Annotated in this window: 15 protein-coding genes and 1 pseudogene; 4 read left to right on the top strand and 12 right to left on the bottom strand. The window is 71.8% G+C overall.

The genetic code is table 11. The features are described from left to right. Nucleotides 1-145: 145 nt before the first annotated feature. Nucleotides 146-982 carry a creatininase family protein gene (locus FGW31_RS04125; RefSeq protein WP_142191944.1) on the bottom strand — a complete coding sequence of 279 codons (837 nt, stop codon included), beginning with the start codon at nucleotides 980-982 and terminating at the stop codon, nucleotides 146-148. A 41-nt stretch (nucleotides 983-1,023) separates the two neighbouring features. Here FGW31_RS04125 and ribA point away from each other — a divergent pair, with 41 nt between their 5' ends. Beyond that, nucleotides 1,024-1,683: a GTP cyclohydrolase II gene (ribA, locus tag FGW31_RS04120; protein WP_142191943.1), complete on the top strand. Its 660-nt coding sequence runs from the start codon at nucleotides 1,024-1,026 to the stop codon at nucleotides 1,681-1,683. A 6-nt stretch (nucleotides 1,684-1,689) separates the two neighbouring features. On the opposite strand, the gene FGW31_RS04115 is transcribed toward ribA, so the two are convergent. After that, nucleotides 1,690-2,919, bottom strand: a complete 1,230-nt coding sequence (locus tag FGW31_RS04115) for a serine hydrolase domain-containing protein (RefSeq protein ID WP_142191942.1) — start codon at nucleotides 2,917-2,919, stop codon at nucleotides 1,690-1,692. A 121-nt stretch (nucleotides 2,920-3,040) separates the two neighbouring features. On the opposite strand from FGW31_RS04115, the gene FGW31_RS04110 reads away from it, so the two are divergent. Further along, the gene (locus FGW31_RS04110) at nucleotides 3,041-3,487 is read left to right on the top strand and encodes a TIGR03618 family F420-dependent PPOX class oxidoreductase (RefSeq protein ID WP_142191941.1); all 447 of its coding nucleotides are present in this window, start codon (nucleotides 3,041-3,043) and stop codon (nucleotides 3,485-3,487) included. Between the two features lie 23 nt (nucleotides 3,488-3,510). Here FGW31_RS04110 and FGW31_RS04105 read toward each other — a convergent pair whose 3' ends face one another. The 3 genes from FGW31_RS04105 to FGW31_RS04095 all read right to left on the bottom strand — a co-directional run bounded on the left by FGW31_RS04105 (nucleotide 3,511) and on the right by FGW31_RS04095 (nucleotide 8,710). After that, on the bottom strand, nucleotides 3,511-5,904 hold the full coding sequence (locus FGW31_RS04105) for an ATP-binding cassette domain-containing protein (RefSeq protein WP_142191940.1): 2,394 nt from the start codon (nucleotides 5,902-5,904) through the stop codon (nucleotides 3,511-3,513). 618 nt (nucleotides 5,905-6,522) lie between these two features. Then, nucleotides 6,523-7,881: an MFS transporter gene (locus FGW31_RS04100; RefSeq protein WP_142191939.1), complete on the bottom strand. Its 1,359-nt coding sequence runs from the start codon at nucleotides 7,879-7,881 to the stop codon at nucleotides 6,523-6,525. A gap of 163 nt (nucleotides 7,882-8,044) precedes the next feature. Beyond that, nucleotides 8,045-8,710 carry a TetR/AcrR family transcriptional regulator gene (locus FGW31_RS04095; RefSeq protein WP_142191938.1) on the bottom strand — a complete coding sequence of 222 codons (666 nt, stop codon included), beginning with the start codon at nucleotides 8,708-8,710 and terminating at the stop codon, nucleotides 8,045-8,047. 145 nt (nucleotides 8,711-8,855) lie between these two features. Here FGW31_RS04095 and FGW31_RS04090 point away from each other — a divergent pair, with 145 nt between their 5' ends. Together FGW31_RS04090 and FGW31_RS04085 are read left to right on the top strand one after the other, a co-directional pair. After that, nucleotides 8,856-9,743 (top strand): shikimate dehydrogenase, encoded by an 888-nt coding sequence (locus FGW31_RS04090; RefSeq protein WP_142191937.1) that lies wholly within the window; start codon nucleotides 8,856-8,858, stop codon nucleotides 9,741-9,743. 130 nt (nucleotides 9,744-9,873) lie between these two features. Next, entirely contained in the window at nucleotides 9,874-11,787 is a 1,914-nt protein-coding gene (locus FGW31_RS04085; RefSeq protein ID WP_142191936.1) for a bifunctional sugar phosphate isomerase/epimerase/4-hydroxyphenylpyruvate dioxygenase family protein, read from the top strand. A 132-nt stretch (nucleotides 11,788-11,919) separates the two neighbouring features. Here FGW31_RS04085 and FGW31_RS04080 read toward each other — a convergent pair whose 3' ends face one another. The 7 genes and pseudogenes from FGW31_RS04080 to tkt all read right to left on the bottom strand — a co-directional run bounded on the left by FGW31_RS04080 (nucleotide 11,920) and on the right by tkt (nucleotide 20,902). Next, nucleotides 11,920-12,504, bottom strand: coding sequence for a histidine phosphatase family protein (locus tag FGW31_RS04080; protein ID WP_142191935.1), 585 nt, complete (start codon nucleotides 12,502-12,504; stop codon nucleotides 11,920-11,922). A 5-nt stretch (nucleotides 12,505-12,509) separates the two neighbouring features. Next, nucleotides 12,510-13,394: a phosphogluconate dehydrogenase (NAD(+)-dependent, decarboxylating) gene (gnd, locus tag FGW31_RS04075; RefSeq protein ID WP_142191934.1), complete on the bottom strand. Its 885-nt coding sequence runs from the start codon at nucleotides 13,392-13,394 to the stop codon at nucleotides 12,510-12,512. A gap of 6 nt (nucleotides 13,395-13,400) precedes the next feature. Beyond that, nucleotides 13,401-15,043: pseudogene (gene pgi / locus FGW31_RS04070) on the bottom strand (glucose-6-phosphate isomerase). Next, the gene (gene opcA, locus FGW31_RS04065; RefSeq protein WP_142191933.1) at nucleotides 15,036-15,971 is read right to left on the bottom strand and encodes a glucose-6-phosphate dehydrogenase assembly protein OpcA; all 936 of its coding nucleotides are present in this window, start codon (nucleotides 15,969-15,971) and stop codon (nucleotides 15,036-15,038) included. The pseudogene pgi and the gene opcA overlap by 8 nt, the downstream one beginning before the upstream one ends. After that, nucleotides 15,968-17,638: a glucose-6-phosphate dehydrogenase gene (zwf, locus tag FGW31_RS04060; RefSeq protein ID WP_142191932.1), complete on the bottom strand. Its 1,671-nt coding sequence runs from the start codon at nucleotides 17,636-17,638 to the stop codon at nucleotides 15,968-15,970. Before zwf ends, opcA begins: the two co-directional genes overlap by 4 nt. Next, the gene (tal, locus tag FGW31_RS04055) at nucleotides 17,635-18,807 is read right to left on the bottom strand and encodes a transaldolase (protein WP_142191931.1); all 1,173 of its coding nucleotides are present in this window, start codon (nucleotides 18,805-18,807) and stop codon (nucleotides 17,635-17,637) included. The genes zwf and tal overlap by 4 nt, the downstream gene beginning before the upstream one ends. A gap of 19 nt (nucleotides 18,808-18,826) precedes the next feature. After that, nucleotides 18,827-20,902, bottom strand: coding sequence for a transketolase (gene tkt, locus FGW31_RS04050; protein ID WP_142191930.1), 2,076 nt, complete (start codon nucleotides 20,900-20,902; stop codon nucleotides 18,827-18,829). Nucleotides 20,903-21,058 lie beyond the last annotated feature (156 nt).

Raw genomic sequence — 21,058 nt, 5'->3', positions numbered from 1 at the left:
TCCTGGTCGTCCGTTGGCGGCAAGGCCTGCGTGAGGCAGCCGGGGACGGGAGCGCGGGTGGAGGAGGCGGTGACCATGCCGGTGCGAGGAGCCCTGCACCGGACGGGTCGAAAAGCCACCCGCCGGGCGGGCCACCGGGTCGACCTCAGGCGTCCGACTTTCCGGAACCCCGTGCATCAGGTGAACCAGATGAATCGGGTTCATCCGGTTGCCGGGAGTCCGTCGAGGTCAGCAGCGAGACATACGCGCCGAAGGATTCCGTCAGGCTCGTCAGCAGTTCCTTGCCCTTTTCCGGCGAGGCCAGGGAAGGGCGGCCGATGACACCGGAATCGGTGTAGGCGGACATTCCGGCGGTGAGGAGATGGCGCCGGTCGTCCGCGACGTGATCGGAGGTCTCATAACCGGCCCTCAGCAATTCGGGATGCGTGTGCAGAAGGACGGAGGTCTCGATTTCCCCGGCGTGCATGTCGGTGAGCAGCGAGGTGACCACACCGGCCCGTACCCGCGCCGTCTCCCAGTCCTCCGGGGCCGGGAAGAGGGCCATCCGTTCACCGCGGGCGGAGGACTCCTGAACGACGTTGCCCAGTACGTAGTTTCCGCCGTGCCCGTTGACCAGCACCAAAGCCTCCACGCCCGACCGGCGCAGCGAGTCGGCTATGTCCCGGACCACCGCGTGCAGGGTGACGGAGGACAGGGAGACGGTGCCCGGCCAGGCCGCGTGCTCGTGCGAGCAGGAGATCGTCACCGGAGGGAGGAGGTGCACCGGGTAGGCGTCCGCTATCTCCCGGGCGATCGCACAGGCGACCAGCGTATCGGTCGCCAGCGGAAGGAACGGGCCGTGCTGCTCGAAACTCCCGACGGGAAGCACCGCGATCTGCCGTGAGACGCCGGCGCCCCGATTCCGTACATCCTCCGTAGTGTCCGCCGGCAACAGACCGTGCACCGGGCCGTATGCCGCCGACCGATTGTGTGAACCACCCATGTCTTCACGGCCTTTCGTCTCTGCTTAGGAACGCGAGAATCATGACAGAAAAAGTAGGCGTACTCGGCAAGAAGCCCGCCCGGCGGACCGGCGTGGAACGCGTCGTCAATGCGCCGCTGCCCACCGTGTACGGGACGTTCCAGGCGGTCGGCTATCTCGACCACGACCGGGGCGAGGAGCAAGTCGCCCTGGTGTACGGGGATCCGGGCGCCGAGGACGTGCTGACCCGGCTGCACTCGGAGTGCCTCACCGGGGACGCCTTCGGCTCACGGCACTGCGAGTGCGGCGAGCAGTTGGCGTCGGCGCTGCGCGCGGTGGTCGCCGAAGGCGCGGGCGTGGTCGTGTACTTGAGGGGCCACGAGGGCCGCGGCATCGGCCTGCTCGCGAAACTGCACGCGATGGCCCTGCAGGCGGAAGGACTGGACACCGTCGAGGCCAACCTGGCGCTCGGACTTCCCGTGGACGCCCGCGACTACGCCGTGGCCGTGGGCATCCTGCGGGACCTCGGCGTACGGTCGGTGCGGCTGATGTCCAACAACCCGCGCAAACGGGACGCGTTGGTGCAGCACGGCATCCAGGTCACCGAACAGGTGCCGCTGCTCATCCCGCCGTGCGAGAACAACATCACCTATCTGCGCACCAAGCGGGAGCGCCTCGACCACCACCTGCCGCACCTGGACGCGGTGGCGCACCTGTCCTGACGCCCGTCAGCCCGTCACCGCCTCGTGCACCAGCCGTTTGAGGTCACGGAAGACGGTGTGGGAGGACCGGGGCCGCACCTGTGTGTAGAACTGCACGGTCAGGTCGCGGCCCGGGTCGACCCAGAACGTGGTCGTGGCGACGCCGCTCCAGCCGTAACTGCCCCGTGCGGAGGGGTCCCGGGTGCGGGACGGGTCGATGACGACCGAGACGCCGAGTCCGAAGCCGACCCCGTCGTTGCCGGGTTCGTCGTGCGCGGGCCGGCTGCCGAAGGCACGCAGATCGGCGTTGCCCGGCAGGTGGTTGCGGGTCATCAGGTCCACGGTCCCCGGGGCGAGCAGCCGGACGCCGTCGAGTTCGCCGCGCCGGCGCAGCATCTCCATGAACCGGTGCATGTCGTGCGCGGAGGCCACCATGCCGCCGCTGCCGGACAGGAAGCGGGGCCGCCCCCGCAGCGGCAGTCCCGCGATCGGCTCGAGGCCGCCGCCGTCGGACTGCCCGTACAGCTCGGCGAGCCGCTCCGCCTGCTCGTCGGTGACCCGGAACCCGGCGTCGGTCATGCCGAGCGGACGGAAGACCCGCTCGGCGAGGTACGTGTCGAGCGGCTGCCCGGACACCACCTCGATGATCCGCCCCAGCACGTTGGAGGCGACCGAGTAGTTCCACTGGGTGCCCGGGTCGAACTGCAACGGCAGACTCGCGTACACCTCCGTGGTCCGGGCGAGATCCGAACCCGGCAGCACCGACGACTCCAGCCCGGCCGCCCGGTACAGCGCGTCCACCGGATGGGCGTGGTAGAAGGCGAACGTCAGGCCCGCCGTGTGCGTCATCAGATGCCGTACGAGCAGCGGCCCGGAGGCCGGACGGGTGCGCACCTCGTCGCCGGAGCCGCTCTCGTACACCCGGGGCTCCGCGAACTCCGGCAGATGACGGCCCACCGGATCGTCCAGCGACAGCCGGCCCTCCTCCACCAGCATCAGCGCGCCCACCGCCGTCACCGGCTTGGTCATGGAGTAGATCCGCCACAGCGTGTCGCTCTCCACGGGCAGCCCGGCCGCCACGTCCCGCGCCCCGTACGCCGTGAGGTGCGCGACCCGGCCGCCCCGGGCGACCGCCACGAGGAACCCGGGCAGCTGCCCCTCGTCGACCCGGCGGGCGAAGTGCCGGTCCAGACGCTCCAGCGCCCCCGCGTCCAGCCCGGCCTCCCCGGGACCGGTCTCCTGCCGCAGCACTGCCATCGCTCTCCTTGGATCACGTGTTCGTCCAGGTGAGTCCGGCATACCCCGCCAGGGCCGCCTCAGACCTCGTCACCGGGCGGGTGCCGGGAACGCCCGGCCGCGACGCGTTGTTGACCGTGTCATGACTCAGGACGCCGCACAGGACGCACTGCTCCGTCTGCTCTCCGAGGAGAGGGGAGGAGTGCTCGTCACGCTGAAACGCGACGGACGGCCCCAGCTGTCGAACGTCATGCACGTCTACTACCCGGACGAGCGGATCATCCGTGTCTCGCTCACGGACGACCGGGCCAAGACCCGCAACCTGAGGCGCGACCCCCGGGCCTCCTACCACGTCACCACCCGGGACCGCTGGGCCTACACGGTCGCCGAGGGCACCGCCGACCTGTCGCCCGTCGCCGGGGACCCGCACGACGGGACGGTGGAGGAACTGGTCCGGCTGTACCGCGACCTCCGCGGCGAGCACCCCGACTGGGACGACTACCGCGCCGCCATGGTCCGCGACCGCCGGCTGGTGCTGCGGCTCCGGGTGGAACGGGCGTACGGCATCCCGCGGGGCGCCGGGGCGTAGCGGGCCCCGGCGCCGGCCGCGGGTCAGGCGCCGACGTACTGCGCGAGATGCTCGCCCGTGAGGGTCGAGCGGGCCGCCACGAGATCGGCGGGAGTGCCCTCGAAGACGATGCGGCCGCCGTCGTGGCCGGCTCCGGGACCGAGGTCGATGATCCAGTCGGCGTGCGCCATCACGGCCTGGTGGTGCTCGATGACGATGACCGACTTGCCGGAGTCGACCAGCCGGTCCAGCAGCCCGAGCAGCTGCTCCACATCGGCGAGGTGGAGGCCGGTGGTCGGCTCGTCCAGCACGTAGACGCCGCCCTTGTCGCCCATGTGGGTGGCCAGCTTCAGGCGCTGCCGCTCGCCGCCGGACAGCGTGGTGAGCGGCTGGCCGAGGGTGAGGTAGCCGAGGCCGACGTCGCTGAGCCGCTGGAGGATGCGGTGCGCGGCGGGGGTGCGCGCGTCGCCGGTGCCGAAGAACTCCTCGGCGTCCGTCACCGGCATCGCGAGGACCTCGCTGATGTCGCGCCCGCCGAGCCGGTACTCCAGCACCGACGGCTGGAACCGCTTGCCCTCGCAGTCCTCGCAGGTGGTGGAGACGCCGGCCATCATCCCGAGGTCGGTGTAGAGGACACCGGCGCCGTTGCAGGTGGGGCAGGCGCCCTCGGAGTTGGCGCTGAACAGCGCCGGTTTCACACCGTTGGCCTTGGCGAACGCCTTGCGGATCGGGTCGAGCAGCCCGGTGTACGTCGCCGGGTTGCTGCGCCGGGAGCCGCGGATCGGCGTCTGGTCGACCGCGACCACCCCTTCGTCGGCCGGGATCGACCCGTGCACCAGCGAGCTCTTGCCGGAGCCGGCGACACCGGTGACGACGGTGAGCACGCCGAGCGGGATGTCGACGTCGACGCCCTGGAGGTTGTTCGCCGTCGCGCCGCGGATCGGCAGCTTGCCGGTGGGTTCGCGCACCGTGTCCTTGAGCGAGGCCCGGTCGTCCAGATGGCGCCCGGTGACGGTGTCACTGGCCCGCAGACCCTCCACGGTGCCCTCGAAGCAGACGGTGCCGCCCGCCGCGCCGGCGCCGGGACCGAGGTCGACGACATGGTCGGCGATCGCGATCGCCTCCGGCTTGTGCTCCACGACCAGCACCGTGTTGCCCTTGTCGCGCAGGCGCAGCAGCAGGTTGTTCATCCGCTGGATGTCGTGCGGGTGCAGACCGATCGTGGGCTCGTCGAAGACGTAGGTGACGTCGGTGAGCGAGGAGCCGAGATGGCGGATCATCTTGACGCGCTGCGCCTCACCGCCCGACAGGGTGCCCGACGCGCGGTCCAGCGACAGATAGCCGAGGCCGATCTCCACGAACGAGTCGAGGGTGTGCTGGAGTGCGGTGAGCAGCGGCGCCACCGACGGCTCGTCGAGTCCGCGGACCCACTCCGCCAGGTCCCTGATCTCCATCGCGCAGGCGTCGGCGATGCTGATCTCCTTGATCTTCGAGGAGCGGGCACCCTCGGTGAGCCGAGTGCCGTCGCACTCGGGGCAGGTGGTGAAGGTGACCGCCCGGTCCACGAACGCCCGGATGTGCGGCTGCATCGCCTCCCGGTCCTTGGAGAGCATCGACTTCTGCAGCTTGGGGATCAGGCCCTCGTAGGTGAGGTTGATGCCGTTGATCTTCACCTTGGTCGGCTCGCGGTACAGGAAGTCGTGCCGCTCCTTCTTGGTGTACTCGCGGATCGGCTTGTCCGGGTCGAAGAAGCCCGACTCGGCGATGACCCGCACCACCCAGCCGCCCCCGGTGTAGGTGGGGATGGTGAACGGGTCCTCGGAGAGCGACTTGGAGTCGTCGTAGAGCTGGGTGAGGTCGATGTCGGAGACCGTGCCCCGGCCCTCGCAGTGCGTGCACATGCCGCCGGTGCGGCTGAAGGACACCTTCTCGGTCTTGGTCTTCTCGGCGCCGCGGTCGACGGTGAACCCGCCGCTCGCCTGCACGGAGGCGACGTTGAAGGAGAACGCGCCGGGCGGGCCGAAGTACGGCTTGCCGAGCCGGCTGAACAGGATGCGCAGCATCGCGTTGGCGTCGGTGGCGGTGCCGACCGTGGAGCGCGGGTCGGACCCCATCCGCTGCTGGTCCACGGTGATCGCGGTGGTCAGCCCGTCCAGGACGTCGACGTCGGGCCGCGCCAGCGTCGGCATGAACCCCTGCAGGAAGGCGCTGTACGTCTCGTTGATCATCCGCTGCGACTCGGCGGCGATCGTGTCGAACACGAGCGAGCTCTTGCCCGAGCCGGACACACCGGTGAAGACGGTCAGCCGCCGCTTGGGAAGTTCGACGCTGACGTCCTTGAGGTTGTTCTCCCGCGCGCCGTGCACGCGGATCAGGTCGTGGCTGTCGGCGGCGTGCGGCTCGGCCGGCCCCTGGTCCGCCCTCGTGGCCCTGCTCATCGTTCTCCATCCGTCGGGCGGGGCCCGCCGTCACGGCCCCCGCCGGCGTTCCCCGGCTCGGTACGACCGGCCGCGACGGGTGCGTGCGGCTGCGGGTCGTAGGTCATGGTCACGGTCGCGGCCACGGCCCGCCGTCCGTCCGACGGGGTCCGGCCGCGGTGCCGCGCCAAGGCTAGGCTAGGCGCGCCGCGGCCACCTGCGCTTCTCGATTCCTGACCGGTCCCGGCCCCGGTCCCGGTTCCTGACCGCTCCCGGTGCCGATTCCCGACGGGTCCCGGTCCGGATTCCCGGCCGGTCTCGGTCCCGATTCCCGACCGGTCCCGGTCCCGATTGACGGCCGGCCACGATCTCCATCCGATGCCGGACGGCCTCGATCGCGCTCCCCGACCGGTAGTGGTTCCGATCTCTGACCGGTCCCGGTCCCGGTCCCGACCGGTCCCGGTCCCGTTTCCTTGGCCCGTCCCCATCCCCGACCGGTCCCGGCCCCGATCCCTGATCGGTCCGGGGCTCGCTTCGGGACCGGCCCGGGACGTGTGCGGCCGCCGCACGTTTCCGTGCGCGGCCGCAGCGCGTCGCTCCTGCTCGTCAGCAGGTGCGGCAGGTCAGAGGGGCCAACGGTCAGGCCGTCACCTTCGCCGGCCGTTCCGTCCCCGAGCCGGGCACGCGCTCGCCGAGCCGTTCCGTGGCGGTGCGGTGGGTCTCCCGGGCGGTGAGCGCCGCGAGTACCGGCGGCACGCACAGGGCGGCCGTGAACAGCGACACCGCGAACCAGTCGTCGCCGTCCGGGCCGGCGATCTGCGCGGCGAACGTGACCGCGAAGCCGGCCACCGCGAAACCGATCTGGGTGCCGATCGCCACGCCCGACAGCCGGACCCGGGTCGGGAACATCTCCCCGTAGAAGGACGGCCACACACCGTTCGCGGCGCTGTAGACGACACCGAAGGCGAGGACACCGAGGACCAGCGTCAGCGGATAACTGCCCGTGGAGATCGCCCACAGGAACAGGAACATCGCCACCGCGCTGCCGGCCGCGCCGACCAGGAACACCGGACGGCGGCCCACCCGGTCGGAGAGCGCCGCCCACAACGGGATCGCGGCCAGCGCGACGACATTGGCCAGGGCGCCCACCCACAGCATCGACGAGCGGGACATGCCCACCGAGTCACCGGTGGCGTACGCCAGCGCCCACACCGTGAAGATCGTGCTGACGGAGGCGATCAGCGCACCCGCGACCACGCGCAGGACGTCCGCCCAGTGCTCGCGCACCAGCACCACCAGCGGCAGCTTCACCACACCCTCGGTGGCGGTCTGCTGCTCGAACGCCGGTGTCTCGTCCAGCCGGCGCCGGATCACCCAGCCCACGACGGCGACCGCGACGCTCAGCCAGAACGGCACCCGCCAGCCCCAGGACAGCAGGTGTTCCTCGGGCAGCGCGGCGACCGGGATGAAGACCAGCGTGGCGAGCAGTTGACCGCCCTGGGTGCCGCTGAGCGTGAAGCTGGTGAAGAACCCCCGCCGGTCCGGTGGCGCGTGCTCCAGGGTCATCGAGTTGGCGCTGGCCTGCTCACCGGCGGCCGATATGCCCTGCAGGACACGGCACAGCACGAGCAGCACCGGGGCGAGGGTGCCGACCTGGGAGCGGGTGGGCAGACAGCCGATGAGGAACGTCGACAGGCCCATCAGCACCAGAGTGAAGACCATGATCTTCTTACGGCCGAGCCGGTCCCCGACGTGGCCGAGGAACAGCGCGCCGAGCGGCCGGGCCGCGTAGGCCACACCGAACGTGGCCAGCGACAGCAGGGTGGCGGTGGCCGGGTCGGAGTCGTCGAAGAAGACCTCCGGGAAGATCAGCGCGGCCGCGCTGCCGTAGATGAAGAAGTCGTAGTACTCCAGGGCGCTGCCGATCCAGGCCGCGGCCGCGGCCTTCCTCGGCTGTCCGGGCGGGGAGGCGTCGTGGGGCGGTGCGGGGACGGACACGGCGTGCTCCTTCGGGGGGACTCCACGACGGTACGCGGAGGACGAGCGGAGGGGAGAGGCCGATACGCTAATTAACCCACTGGATAGTTAGTCGCGGCTGGGTAGGGATGCTGCGCCCGGCCGTCCTCACTGTCAAGGGGTCGCGTCGCGTCCGGTGACGCGCTCAGTCCGCCGAGCGCTCCGCCGTCAGGTAGGCGATCACCATGTCGCCCAGCATCGCCCGGTAGTGCTCGCGCCGGTCCGGGTCCACCAGGTCGCGGCCGAACAGCGCGCCGAAGGTGTGCCGGTTGGACACCCGGAAGAAGCAGAACGAGCTGATCATCGCGTGCAGGTCGACCGCGTCGACGTCCGCGGTGAACAGCCCCGACTCCTGTCCGGCCGTCAGGATCCGGCGGATCACGTCCAGGGCGGGGGAGCCCATCCGGCCCAGCTCCTCGCTGGCCGCGATGTGCTGGGCGCCGTGGATGTTCTCGATGCCGACCAGGCGGATGAAGTCGGGGTGCCGCTCGTGGTGGTCGAAGGTCAGCTCCGCCAGTCGCCGGACGGCCGCGACCGGGTCCAGGTGGTCGACGTCCAGCTGCTGTTCGGCCTCGCGGATCACGCCGTACGCCCGCTCCAGCACGGCCGTGAACAGCTGCTCCTTGCCGCCGAAGTAGTAGTAGATCATCCGCTTGGTGGTGCGGGTGCGGGCGGCGATCTCGTCGACACGGGCGCCGTCGTAGCCGGCCCGCGCGAACTCCTGGGTCGCCACGTCGAGGATCTCGGCCCTGGTGCGGGCGGCGTCACGGATGCGCTCGCCGGGCCGTGCCGGTTCTTCGACGCTGGTCATCGGGTTCCTTCGGGCCGGTGGGTGCGGTGCCGGTGATTGTAGAAGCAGCCCGGAGCCGGGCCCGCCGGGTCTTCCCGCGGGACGGATACTGCTGATATAGCTAACGTACTGGTTCGTACATTAGTGAGCCGCCTGGAGGTCCACGGTGCTCAAGGACTCGTATCTCGTCGGACTGATCGGCTCCGGCATCGGCCCGTCGCTCAGCCCCGCGCTGCACGAGCGGGAGGCCGGCCGCCAGGGACTGCGCTGCCTGTACCGGCTCCTCGACCTCGACACGATCGGCGTGCCGCCCGAGGCGGTCGGCGAACTGCTGCGTGCCGCACGGCTTCTCGGATTCGACGGGCTCAACATCACCCACCCGTGCAAGCGGCTCGTCGTCGAGCACCTGGACGCCCTGGACCCGCGGGCGGAAGCGCTCGGCGCGGTCAACACCGTCGTGTTCGAGGACGGCCGCGCGATCGGCCACAACACCGACGTCACCGGCTTCGCCGCCTCCTTCGCCCGCGGACTTCCCGACGCACCGCTGGAACGCGTGGTGCAGCTCGGCGCGGGCGGCGCCGGCGCCGCCGTCGCGCACGCCCTGCTCACCCTGGGCGCCGGCCGGGTCACCGTCGTGGACGCGCTGCCCGAACGCGCCGCCGCACTCGCCGCCGCGCTGAACCGCGCCTTCGGCACCGGCCGCGCCGCCTCCGCACTCCCCGAGCGGCTGCCGGCGCTGCTCGCCGCCGCCCACGGCACCGGCGGCCTCGTGCACGCCACCCCCACCGGCATGGCCGCCCACCCCGGCCTGCCCCTGCCGGCCGGGCTGCTGCACCCGGACCTGTGGGTCGCCGAGGTCGTCTACCGCCCGCTGGAGACCGAGCTGCTGCGCACCGCCCGCGCGGCCGGCTGCGCCACCCTCGACGGCGGCGGCATGGCCGCCTTCCAGGCCGCGGACGCGTTCCGCCTGTTCACCGGACGGGAACCCGACGCAGCCCGGATGCTCGCCGACCTCACGGAGCTGACCGGCGGCGCCGTCGCGGCCCCCCGGTGACCCGGCGCCGGTGACGCACCCCGGCCGCGCGTCCGCCGCAACCCGCCACCGGTGGCCCGGCCCGCAGGCCGGCAGGCCCGCAGAAGTCCCCGACCGTTCCCGGCAGTTCACGGAAGCAAGAGGTACCGACGTGCGCACGTCCATCGCCACCGTCTCCCTCAGCGGGTCCCTCACCGAGAAGCTCACGGCCGCTGCGCGGGCCGGCTTCGACGGCGTGGAGATCTTCGAGAACGACCTGCTCACCGCACCCCTCACCCCCGAGGAGATCCGCGCCCGCTGCGCCGACCTCGGGCTCACCGTCGACCTCTACCAGCCGCTGCGGGACATCGAGGCCGTGCCCGCGGAGGTGTTCGCCCGCAACCTGCGCCGGGCCCGGCACACGTTCGAGGTGACGCGCCGGCTGGGCGGCGACACGGTCCTGGTCTGCTCCAGCGTCGACCCCGCGGCCGTCGACGACGACGCCCTCGCCGCCGCGCAGCTCGGCGAACTCGCCGACCTGGCCGCCGACTTCGGCTGCCGGGTGGCGTACGAGGCGCTGGCCTGGGGGCGGCACGTCAGCACCTACGACCACGCCTGGCGGATCGTCGAGGCAGCCGGTCGTCCCGCGCTCGGGACCTGCCTGGACAGCTTCCACATCCTCTCCCGCGGCAGCGACCCCCGGGGCATCGAGGACATCCCCGGCGAGAAGATCTTCTTCCTGCAGCTCGCCGACGCCCCGCTGCCCGCGATGGACGTGCTGCAGTGGAGCCGCCACCACCGCTGCTTCCCCGGCCAGGGCGGTTTCGACGTCGCCGGCCTGGTCCGGCACGTGCTGCGCACCGGCTACGCCGGGCCGCTCTCGCTGGAGGTGTTCAACGACGTCTTCCGGCAGGCCGAGGCGGGCCCCACCGCCGTGGACGCCCGCCGCTCCCTGCTCACGCTCCAGGAGGAGGTGACCCTCCGGGACGAGGGCATGCTCCGGGACGAGGGCATGCTCCGGGACGAGCGACTGCCCCATGAAGAGGCCACGCCCGGGGCGGAGTTCACCCCCCGGGAAGAGGTCAGGCTCCAGGAGGCGGCCGGAGTCGCCGGACCGCCGGCCGCCGTGGTGCCCACGGGTTTCGCCTTCGCCGAAGTCGTCACCCCGGACGCCGAACCCCTCGCGGGACTGCTCCGCGCCCTGGGCTTCGCCCGCACCGCCCGGCACCGCGGCAAGCCCGTCGACCTGTGGCAGCAGGGCGAGGCCCGCATCCTGGTCAACACCGGGGCGGCGGTACGCCGTGACGGGACCCGGCTGGCCGCCGTCGGACTCGAGTCACCCGACCCCGCCGGAGCCGCCCGCCGCGCGGAGGCCCTGCTGGCGCCCGTCCTGCCGCGCCGCCGCGCCCCCGGGGACGCCCCGCTCGACGCGGTGGCCGCACCCGACGGCACGGAACTGTTCTTCTGCGGTACCCGGCCCGGAGGCTGGCGCGCCGACTTCGAGGACACCGGGCACGCCTTCGCGTCCACCGACGTACGGCACATCGACCACCTCGCGCTCACCCAGCCGTGGCACCACTTCGACGAGGCGGTGCTCTTCCACCGCGCCGTGCTCGGACTGCGGGCCGAGGACAGCGTCGACGTCGCCGACCCCTACGGCCTGCGGCGCAGCCGCGCGGTCAGCAACGCCGACGGCACCGTCCGCATCGCCCTGACCGTCGGCGCCGCGCCCACGGACGACACCGTGCACGCCCAGCACATCGCTCTCGCCACCGACGACGTGGTCGCCGCGGCCCGACGTTTCCGCGACGCGGGCGGCCGGCTGCTGCCGATCCCGGCGAACTACTACGACGACCTCGCCGCCCGCTTCGAGTTCGCCGACGGCGAGCTGGAGGCCTACCGGGAGCTGGGCATCCTCTACGACCGTGACGAGCACGGCGCCCTGCGCCACTGCTACACCCGCACCGTCGGGCGGGTCTTCTTCGAACTCCTCCAGCGCGACCCCGGACACCGCGGTTACGGTGCCCGCAACGCCCCGGTGCGCCTGGCCGCCCAGCACGCGGCACAGACGCACGCGGGCGTCTGAAGAACAACCGGCCCGACGGCCGGGCGGTCCGACGGCCGGGCGACCCGACGGCCGGGCGGCTCACGTCCGCCTGGTCACGACCGAGCTGTTCAGGTCCGCCCGTTCACGACCGGGCGGCTCACGCCCATCCGTTCACGGCCGGGTGTTCCACTCCGCGACGACGGGCCTGCCGTGCTCCAGCGACAGACGGCTCAGGGTGCCCGTCTCCAGGCGGAACAGCCGGCCGGCCGCCGGGGGCAGGCCCAGTCGGCGGGCCGTCAGCACCCGCAGCAGATGGCCGTGGGCCACCAGCATCACGTCCCCCTCCTCCAGCGCTCCGGCCACCCGCGCCAGCACCCGGTCCGCACGCTCCCCGACCTGCTCCGGCGACTCACCCGCGAACTCCGTGCCGGGCGGCACCCCGTCGGTCCACAGGTCCCAGTCGGGCCGGGTCCGGTGGATCTCGGCGGTGGTGATGCCCTCGTAGGCGCCGTAGTCCCACTCCGCCAGGTCCGGTTCCCGTTCGGCCCCGGTCAGGCCCGCCAGTTCGGCGGTGCGCCGGGCGCGGACCAGCGGGCTGGTCAGCACCAGCCCGAAGGTCCGCCCGGCCAGCAGCGGTGCGAGGGACTTGGCCTGCGCCTCCCCGCCCGCCGTGAGCGGCAGATCGGTCCGGCCGGTGTGCCGGCCCGCTCTGCTCCACTCCGTCTCGCCGTGCCGCGCCAGCAGCAGATCCCCCACGTCCGTTACGCCTTCTTCGCCGACTCGACGGCGTGTCCGCCGAACTGGTTGCGCAGCGCCGCGATCATCTTCATCTGCGGCGAGTCCTCCTGACGGGAGGCGAACCGCGCGAACAGGGACGCGGTGATCGCCGGCAGCGGCACGGCGTTGTCGATCGCCGCCTCCACGGTCCACCGGCCCTCGCCCGAGTCCTCCGCGTAGCCGCGCAGAGCCTCCAGGTGCTCGTCCTCGTCTAGGGCGTTCACCGCGAGGTCGAGCAGCCAGGAGCGGATGACGGTGCCCTCCTGCCAGGAGCGGAACACCTCCCGCACGTGGTCCACGGACGAGACCTTCTCGAGCAGTTCCCAGCCCTCGGCGTAGGCCTGCATCATGGCGTACTCGATGCCGTTGTGGACCATCTTCGCGAAGTGCCCGGCGCCCACCTTGCCCGCGTGGACGTAGCCGTACGGTCCGTCCGGCTTGAGCGCGTCGAAGATCGGCTTCAGCCGCTCCACGTGCTCCTCGTCGCCGCCGACCATCAGGGCGTAGCCGTTCTGCAGGCCCCAGACGCCGCCGGAGACGCCCGCGTCCACGAAGCCGATGCCCCGGGCGGCCAGCTCCTTGGCGTGGCGCTCGTCGTCCGTCCAGCGGGAGTTGCCGCCGTCGACCACGGTGTCGCAGGGCTTGAGCAGGCTCGCCAGCTGGTCGATGACGTGCTGCGTGGCGGCGCCGGCCGGGACCATCACCCACACCGCGCGCGGCCCGGCGAGCTGGTCGACCAGGTCGGACAGGTGGGCGACGTCGGAGAGTTCCGGATTGGTGTCGTACCCGATGACGGTGTGGCCGGCGTTGCGGATGCGTTCCCGCATGTTGCCGCCCATCTTGCCGAGACCAACAAGACCGATCTGCATGTCAGTTCACTTCCTGCGTTCGCGGTAGGCGGCCACCAGCGCGGCCGTGGACGGGTCGAGGCCGGGGACGTCGGCGCCCTCGGTGAGGGCGGGCTCGACGCGCTTGGCGAGGACCTTGCCGAGTTCGACGCCCCACTGGTCGAAGGAGTCGATGTTCCAGATCGCGCCCTGCACGAACACCTTGTGCTCGTAGAGCGCGACGAGCTGGCCGAGCACCGACGGGGTCAGTTCGGTGGCCAGGATCGTGGTGGTGGGGTGGTTGCCGTGGAAGGTGCGGTGCGGCACCTGCTCCTCGGGCACGCCCTCCGCCCGCACCTCCTCGGCGGTCTTGCCGAACGCGAGGGCCTGGCCCTGCGCGAACAGGTTGGCCATCAGCAGGTCGTGCTGCGCCTTCAGTTCGTCGCTCAGCTCGGCGACCGGCCGGGCGAAGCCGATCAGGTCGGCGGGGATCAGCTTGGTGCCCTGGTGGATCAACTGGTAGTAGGCGTGCTGCCCGTTCGTGCCCGGCGTGCCCCACACCACCGGTCCTGTCTGCCAGGTGACGGGGCGCCCTGGCGGTCCACCGACTTGCCGTTGGACTCCATGTCGAGCTGCTGGAGGTAGGCGGTGAACTTCGACAGGTAGTGCGAGTACGGCAGCACCGCGCGCGACTGCGCGTCGAAGAAGTTGTTGTACCAGATGCCCAGCAGGCCCAGCAGGAGCGGGCCGTTGGCCTCGGCGGGGGCGTTGACGAAGTGTTCGTCGACGATGCGGAAGCCGTCGAGCATCTCGCGGAAGCGGTCCGGGCCGATGGCGATCATCAGGGACAGGCCGATCGCCGAGGCGTAGGAGTAGCGTCCGCCGACCCAGTCCCAGAACTCGAACATGTTGGCCGTGTCGATTCCGAAGTCGGCGACCTTGCCGGCGTTGGTCGACAGGGCGACGAAGTGGCGGGCGACGGCGGCCTCGTCACCCAGGGCGTCCAGCAGCCCCGTGCGCGCGGAGGTGGCGTTGGTGACCGTCTCGATGGTGGTGAACGTCTTCGAGGCGACGATGAACAGCGTCTCGGCCGGGTCGAGGGCACGGGTGGCCTCGTGCAGGGCGGCGCCGTCCACGTTGGACACGACCCGGAAGGTCAGGTCGCGCGCGGCGTAGGGGCGCAGCACCTCGTACGCCATCGCGGGGCCCCGGTCGGAGCCGCCGATGCCGATGTTGACGACGTTGCGGATGCGCCGGCCGGTGTGGCCGGTCCCCTCGCCGGAGCGGACCCGCTCGGCGGAGGCGGCCATCCGGTCCAGCACCGCGTGCACGGCCGGCACCACGTTCTCCCCGTCCACCTCGACCACCGCGTCACGCGGCGCGCGCAGCGCCGTGGGCAGCACGGCCCGGTCCTCGGTGGTGTTGATCCGCTCCCCGCGGAACATCGCGTCCCGCAGCCCGAACACATCGGTCGCCGCCGCCAGTTCGCCGAGCAGCGCCAGCGTCTCGTCGGTGACCAGGTGCTTGGAGTAGTCGATGCGCAGGTCGCCCACGTGGACGACGTAGCGCTCGGCGCGCGACGGGTCGGCGGCGAACAGCTCGCGCAGGTCCGGCTGCGGCAGCGCGTCCTTGCGGTGGTTCTCCAGGGCGGCCCACTCGGGGCGCCGGGTCGGCTCGGGGACGTCAGACATGGGCGGGGGTCTCCTCGGTGTGCTCGCCGCGCAGCGCGACGGCGTACATCTCGTCCGCGTCGAGGCGCCTGAGCTCCTCGGCGATGAGTTCGGAGGTGGCACGGACCTTCAGCGCCAGCCGGCGCGCGGGCTGGCCCGGCAGGGTCAGCGTGGCCAGCGGGCCCTCGGGACGGTCGATGACGACCTCCCCGTCCGCGGTGCCCAGCCGGACCGCCGTGACGACCGGGCCCTCGGTCACCACCCGGTCGACGGGGACCCGCAGCCGGGCCTCCAGCCAGCGGGCCAGCAGTTCGGCGGCCGGGTTGTCGGCCTCGGCCTCCACCGCCGCCGAGGTCACCGTCGCGCGTGCCTGGTCCAGCGCCGCCGCCAGCATGGAACGCCACAGCGTCAGCCGGGTCCAGGCGAGGTCGGTGTCGCCGGGCGCGTAGGTGCGCCTGCGGGTCTCGAGGACGTCCATGGGGTTCTCGACCGCGTACAGGTCGGTGATCCTGCGCTGTCCCAGCGCGCCGAGCGGGTCCTTCGAGGGGTTCGCGGGCGCGTCCGACGGCCACCACACCACCACCGGGGCGTCCGGCAGCAGCAGCGGCAGCACCACCGAGTCGGCGTGCTCGGACACCTCGCCGTAGGTTCGCAGCACCACCGTCTCGCCGGTGCCCGCCTCCGAGCCGACCCGCACCTCGGCGTCCAGCCGGGAGTGGGTGCGCTCACGCGGGGTGCGGGCGTGCCGCTTGATGACGACCAGGGTGCGCGAGGGGTGCTCGTGCGAGGCCTCCTCGGCCGCCTTGATCGCGTCGTAGGCGTTCTCCTCGTCCGTGACGATCACCATCGTCAGGACCATGCCCACGGCCGGTGTGCCGATGGCGCGGCGGCCCTGCACCAACGCCTTGTTGACCTTGCTTGCCGTGGTGTCGGTCAGGTCGATCTTCATGGCCTGCGCCAGCTCCGTCCGTCTCGTGCGAGCATCTCGTCGGCTTCCGCGGGTCCCCAGCTGCCCGACGCGTACTGCGCGGGCCGCCCGTGAGACGCCCAGTACTCCTCGATCGGGTCGAGGATCTTCCAGGACTCTTCCACTTCCTGGTGACGGGGGAACAGGTTGGCGTCCCCCAGCAGGACGTCCAGGATGAGCCGCTCGTACGCCTCCGGGCTGGACTCGGTGAACGACTCGCCGTAGGCGAAGTCCATCGTCACGTCCCGCAGCTCCATCGACGTGCCCGGCACCTTGGAGCCGAACCGGACGGTCATGCCCTCGTCCGGCTGGACGCGGATCACGATCGCGTTCTGCCCGAGCTCCTCGGTGGCGCTGGAGTCGAACGGGGAGTGCGGGGCCCGCTGGAACACCACCGCGATCTCGGTGACCCGGCGGCCCAGCCGCTTGCCGGTGCGCAGGTAGAAGGGGACACCCGCCCAGCGGCGGTTGTCGATGCCCAGCTTGATCGCGGCGTAGGTGTCGGTGGTGGACGCCGGGTCGATGCCCTCCTCCTCCAGATAGCCGCGCACCTTCGCGCCGCCCTGCCAGGCACCCGCGTACTGTCCGCGCACCGTGTGCCGGCCCAGGTCCTCCGGGAGCTGAACGGCCCGGAACACCTTCAGCTTCTCGGTCAGCAGCGAGGCCGCGTCGAAGGAGGCGGGCTCCTCCATCGCGGTCAGTGCCATCAGTTGCAGCAGGTGGTTCTGGATGACGTCGCGGGCGGCGCCGATGCCGTCGTAGTAGCCGGCGCGGCCGCCGATGCCGATGTCCTCGGCCATGGTGATCTGCACATGGTCCACGAAGGACCGGTTCCAGATCGGCTCGAACATCTGGTTGGCGAAGCGCAGCGCCAGGATGTTCTGCACGGTCTCCTTGCCGAGGTAGTGGTCGATCCGGAAGACCTGCTCCGGGTCGAACACCTCGTGCACGATCGCGTTCAGCTCCTCGGCCGACCTCAGGTCGTGCCCGAACGGCTTCTCGATCACCGCGCGCCGCCAGGAGCCCTCCGGTGCGTCGGCCAGCCCGTGCTTCTTCAGCTGCTCGACCACCTTGGGGAAGAACTTCGGCGGCACGGAGAGGTAGAAGGCGTAGTTGCCGCTGGTGCCGCGGGAGGCGTCCAGCTCCTCGACGGCCGCGCGCAGCGCCTCGAAGGCCGCGTCGTCGTCGAAGTCGCCCGGGATGAACCGCATGCCCTCCGAGAGCTGCTGCCAGACCTCCTCGCGGAACGGCGTGCGGGCGTGCTCCTTGACCGCGTCGTGCACCACCTGCGCGAAGTCCTGGTCCTCCCAGTCCCGGCGGGCGAACCCGACCAGCGAGAAGCCCGGCGGCAGCAGACCCCGGTTGGCGAGGTCGTACACGGCCGGCATCAGCTTCTTGCGGGACAGGTCGCCCGTCACACCGAAGATCACCAGCCCGGACGGGCCGGCGACCCGGGGCAGCCTGCGGTCCTGGGGGTCGCGCAGCGGGTTGGACCAGTCGGCCGGGGGCGCGGGGAGGGCCGATCCGACGTCCGCCGGTTCCTGTGGTGGAACCGTCGGGCCGTCGGCCGGTTCCTGCGGCGGGCTCGTCCGGGCGTCCGTCACCTGCTCCTCCTCGGCCACCGCCGGCTGGGTCGTCTCGTCCGTCATTCCGCGTCAACTCCCTTGTCGCCGAGCGACTTCGCCACCGCGTCGAGCAGCTCCTGCCAGGCGTCCTCGAACTTCGCGACGCCCTCGTTCTCCAGCTGCCGCACCACTTCGTCGTACGGGATCCCGAGCCGCTCCACGGCGGCCAGATCGGCCCGCGCCCCGGCATAACCGCCGGTGACGGTGTCGCCCCGGACCACCCCGTGGTCGGCGGTGGCCCGCAGCGTCGCCTCGGGCATCGTGTTGACGGTGCCGGGCGCGACCAGTTCCTCCACATACAGGGTGTCCCGGTACGCCGGGTCCTTCACCCCCGTGGACGCCCACAGCGGGCGCTGCTCGTTCGCCCCCGCGTCCCCGGCCAGCGCCGACCAGCGGTCGCCGGGCCCGGTCGAACCGTCGGCGGAGCCGAACACGCTCTCGTACGCCTCGTAGGCCAGTCGCGCGTTGGCCAGGGCCGCCCGGCCCCTGAGGGCCAGGGCCTCGTCCGTGCCCAGCACCGTCAGCCGCTTGTCGATCTCGCGGTCGACGCGGGAGACGAAGAAGGACGCGACGGAGTGGATCGCGGCCAGGTCGAGCCCGGCGGCGCGCGCCCGCTCCAGACCGGCCAGATAGGCGTCCATGACCTGGCGGTAGCGCTCCAGGGAGAAGATCAGGGTCACGTTGACGCTGATCCCGGCGCCGATCACCTCGGTGATCGCGGGGAGACCGGCCTCGGTGGCCGGAATCTTGATCATCACGTTGGGCCGGTCGACCAGCCAGGCCAGCTGCCGGGCCTCGGCGGCCGTCGCCCGCGCGTCGTGCGCCAGCCGCGGGTCCACCTCGATGGAGACCCACCCGTCCCGTCCGCCGGTCGCCTCGTACACGGGCCGCAGGACGTCCGCGGCGGCCCGCACGTCGGCGGTGGTCGTCATCCGCACCGCCTCGTCGACGGTGACGCCCCGCACGGCCAGGTCGGCGAGCTGCTCCTCGTAGCCCGCGCCGGAGCCGATGGCCGCCTGGAAGATCGACGGATTGGTGGTGACACCCACCACGGTCCCGGACTCGACCAGTCCGGCGAGAGAGCCGGAGGCGATCCGTTCCCTGGAGAGGTCGTCCAGCCACACCGACACACCCTCGTCGGCCAGCCGCTTCAGTGCTCCCGCGGTCGCGGTCGCTTCGCTCACAGTGATCATCTTCTTTCTCGCGGTCGCGTCAGCCGCGCGCGGCGGCCAGCGATTCCCTGGCGGCGGCCACGACGTGGTCGGTGGTGAAGCCGTACTCGGCGAACAGGGTCTGCGCGTCGGCGGAGGCGCCGAAGTGTTCGAGGGAGACGATGCGTCCTGCGTCACCCGTGAACCGGTACCACGTCAGTCCCACTCCGGCCTCGACCGCAACGCGGGCCTTCACGGACGGCGGCAGGACGCGCTCGCGGTACGCCCGCGGCTGCTCCTCGAACCACTCCACGGACGGCATCGACACCACCCGGGTACCGACGCCCTCGCCCTCCAGCACCTCCCGTGCGGCGACGGCGAGTTGGACCTCGGAGCCGGTGGCGACGAGGATCACGTCCGGGGTCCCGCCGGACGCCTCGGCCAGCACGTAGCCGCCCTTGGCCGCGTCCGGGTTCGGCGCGTACACCGGTACGGCCTGACGGGTGAGCGCCAGGCCGTGCGGGGCCGGACGGGTGGCGTGCCGCTTCATGATCTCCGCCCAGGCGATCGCGGTCTCGTTGGCGTCGGCCGGGCGGACGACGTTCAGACCCGGAATGGCGCGCAGCGACGCCAGGTGCTCGACCGGCTGGTGCGTCGGGCCGTCCTCGCCGAGGCCGATGGAGTCGTGCGTCCACACGTACGTCACCGGCAGCTGCATCAGGGCGGACATGCGGACGGCGTTGCGCATGTAGTCGGAGAACACCAGGAAGGTGCCGCCGTAGACGCGGGTGTTGCCGTGCAGCGCGATGCCGTTCATCGCCGCGGCCATCGAGAACTCGCGGATGCCGAAGTGAATCGTGCGGCCGTAGGGGTCGGCCTCCGGCAGCGGGTTGCCCGCCGGCAGGAAGGAGCTGCCCTTGTCGATCGTGGTGTTGTTGGAACCGGCGAGGTCGGCCGAGCCGCCCCACAGCTCCGGCACCACCGCGCCGAGCGCCTGCAGCACCTTCCCGGACGCCGCCCGGGTGGCGACCGCCTTGCCGGGCTCGAACACCGGCAGCGCGTCCTGCCAGCCGTCCGGGAGCCGTCCGGCGACGATCCGGTCGAACAGCCCGGCACGCTCGGGGTGGGCCTCGCGCCAGTCGGCGATCCGCTTGTCCCAGGCGGCGTGCGCCTCGGCGCCCCGGTCCAGCGCCCGGCGGGTGTGGGCGAGGACGTCGGCCTCGACCTCGAAGCTCCGCCCGGGGTCGAAGCCGAGGAGGCGCTTGGTGGCGGCGACCTCGTCGGCGCCGAGGGCCGAGCCGTGCGAGGCCTCGGTGTTCCGCGCGTTCGGAGCGGGCCACGCGATGATCGTGCGCATCGCGATGATGGAGGGCCGCCCGGTCTCCGCGCGCGCCGCGGTCAGCGCCGCGTACAGGGCGTGCACGTCGATGTCGCCGTCCTCCCGCGGCTCGACGCGCTGCACGTGCCAGCCGTAGGCCTCGTAGCGCTTGAGCACGTCCTCGGAGAAGGCGGTGGCGGTGTCGCCCTCGATGGAGATGTGGTTGTCGTCGTACAGCAGGACGAGGTTGCCGAGCCGCTGGTGGCCGGCGAGCGAGGACGCCTCGGCGGACACGCCTTCCTGGAGGTCGCCGTCGGAGACGACCGCCCAGACGGTGTGGTCGAACGGCGACTGCCCCTCGGGGGCGTCCGGGTCGAACAGGCCCCGTTCGTAGCGGGCGGCCATCGCCATGCCGACGGCGTTGGCGACGCCCTGGCCGAGCGGCCCGGTGGTGGTCTCCACGCCGGCGGTGTGGCCGTACTCCGGGTGCCCCGGCGTCCTGGAGCCGTGGGTGCGGAACGCCTTGAGGTCGTCCAGGTCCAGTTCGTAGCCGGCCAGGTACAGCTGGGTGTAGAGGGTCAGCGAGGTGTGGCCCGGCGAGAGGACGAAGCGGTCGCGGCCCGTCCATTCGGGGTCGGCCGGATCGTGCCGCATCACCTTCTGAAAGATCGTGTAGGCGGCCGGGGCCAGGCTCATCGCGGTGCCGGGATGGCCGTTGCCGACCCGCTGCACGGCATCGGCCGCCAGCAGGCGGGCGGTGTCGACGGCACGCCGGTCCAGGTCGGTCCAGTTCAGCGGGTGCGGTGTCTGCGTGCTCATCTTCAAGAAATCCTCGATCCGAGCGGGAGAGCTCCTGTTGCGCGTTCAAAAGTAAAAGTCTGACTTTTTCGCGGGAAGGTCGGGGTGTGCCAGCCTGTGGTGAAAGTGGGACACCGGGCGCACGATCGAGGTGGGCGCGGCATACACAAGACGGAC

The organism is Streptomyces calvus (genome assembly GCF_006782915.1).
Classification (GTDB): Bacteria; Actinomycetota; Actinomycetes; order Streptomycetales; family Streptomycetaceae; genus Streptomyces; species Streptomyces calvus.
This window is presented reverse-complemented; position numbering and strand designations above follow the sequence as displayed.

What these genes read in the sequence shown, in the direction of transcription:
- tkt (WP_142191930.1), bottom strand. Translation starts at nt 20,902, where the DNA reads ATGAGCACGCAGACACCGCACCCGCTGAACTGGACCGACCTGGACCGG.
- zwf (WP_142191932.1), bottom strand. Translation starts at nt 17,638, where the DNA reads ATGACGGACGAGACGACCCAGCCGGCGGTGGCCGAGGAGGAGCAGGTG.
- gnd (WP_142191934.1), bottom strand. Translation starts at nt 13,394, where the DNA reads ATGCAGATCGGTCTTGTTGGTCTCGGCAAGATGGGCGGCAACATGCGG.
- ribA (WP_142191943.1), top strand. Translation starts at nt 1,024, where the DNA reads ATGACAGAAAAAGTAGGCGTACTCGGCAAGAAGCCCGCCCGGCGGACC.
- FGW31_RS04125 (WP_142191944.1), bottom strand. Translation starts at nt 982, where the DNA reads ATGGGTGGTTCACACAATCGGTCGGCGGCATACGGCCCGGTGCACGGT.
- FGW31_RS04095 (WP_142191938.1), bottom strand. Translation starts at nt 8,710, where the DNA reads ATGACCAGCGTCGAAGAACCGGCACGGCCCGGCGAGCGCATCCGTGAC.
- FGW31_RS04115 (WP_142191942.1), bottom strand. Translation starts at nt 2,919, where the DNA reads ATGGCAGTGCTGCGGCAGGAGACCGGTCCCGGGGAGGCCGGGCTGGAC.
- FGW31_RS04105 (WP_142191940.1), bottom strand. Translation starts at nt 5,904, where the DNA reads ATGAGCAGGGCCACGAGGGCGGACCAGGGGCCGGCCGAGCCGCACGCC.
- tal (WP_142191931.1), bottom strand. Translation starts at nt 18,807, where the DNA reads ATGATCACTGTGAGCGAAGCGACCGCGACCGCGGGAGCACTGAAGCGG.
- FGW31_RS04110 (WP_142191941.1), top strand. Translation starts at nt 3,041, where the DNA reads ATGACTCAGGACGCCGCACAGGACGCACTGCTCCGTCTGCTCTCCGAG.
- opcA (WP_142191933.1), bottom strand. Translation starts at nt 15,971, where the DNA reads ATGAAGATCGACCTGACCGACACCACGGCAAGCAAGGTCAACAAGGCG.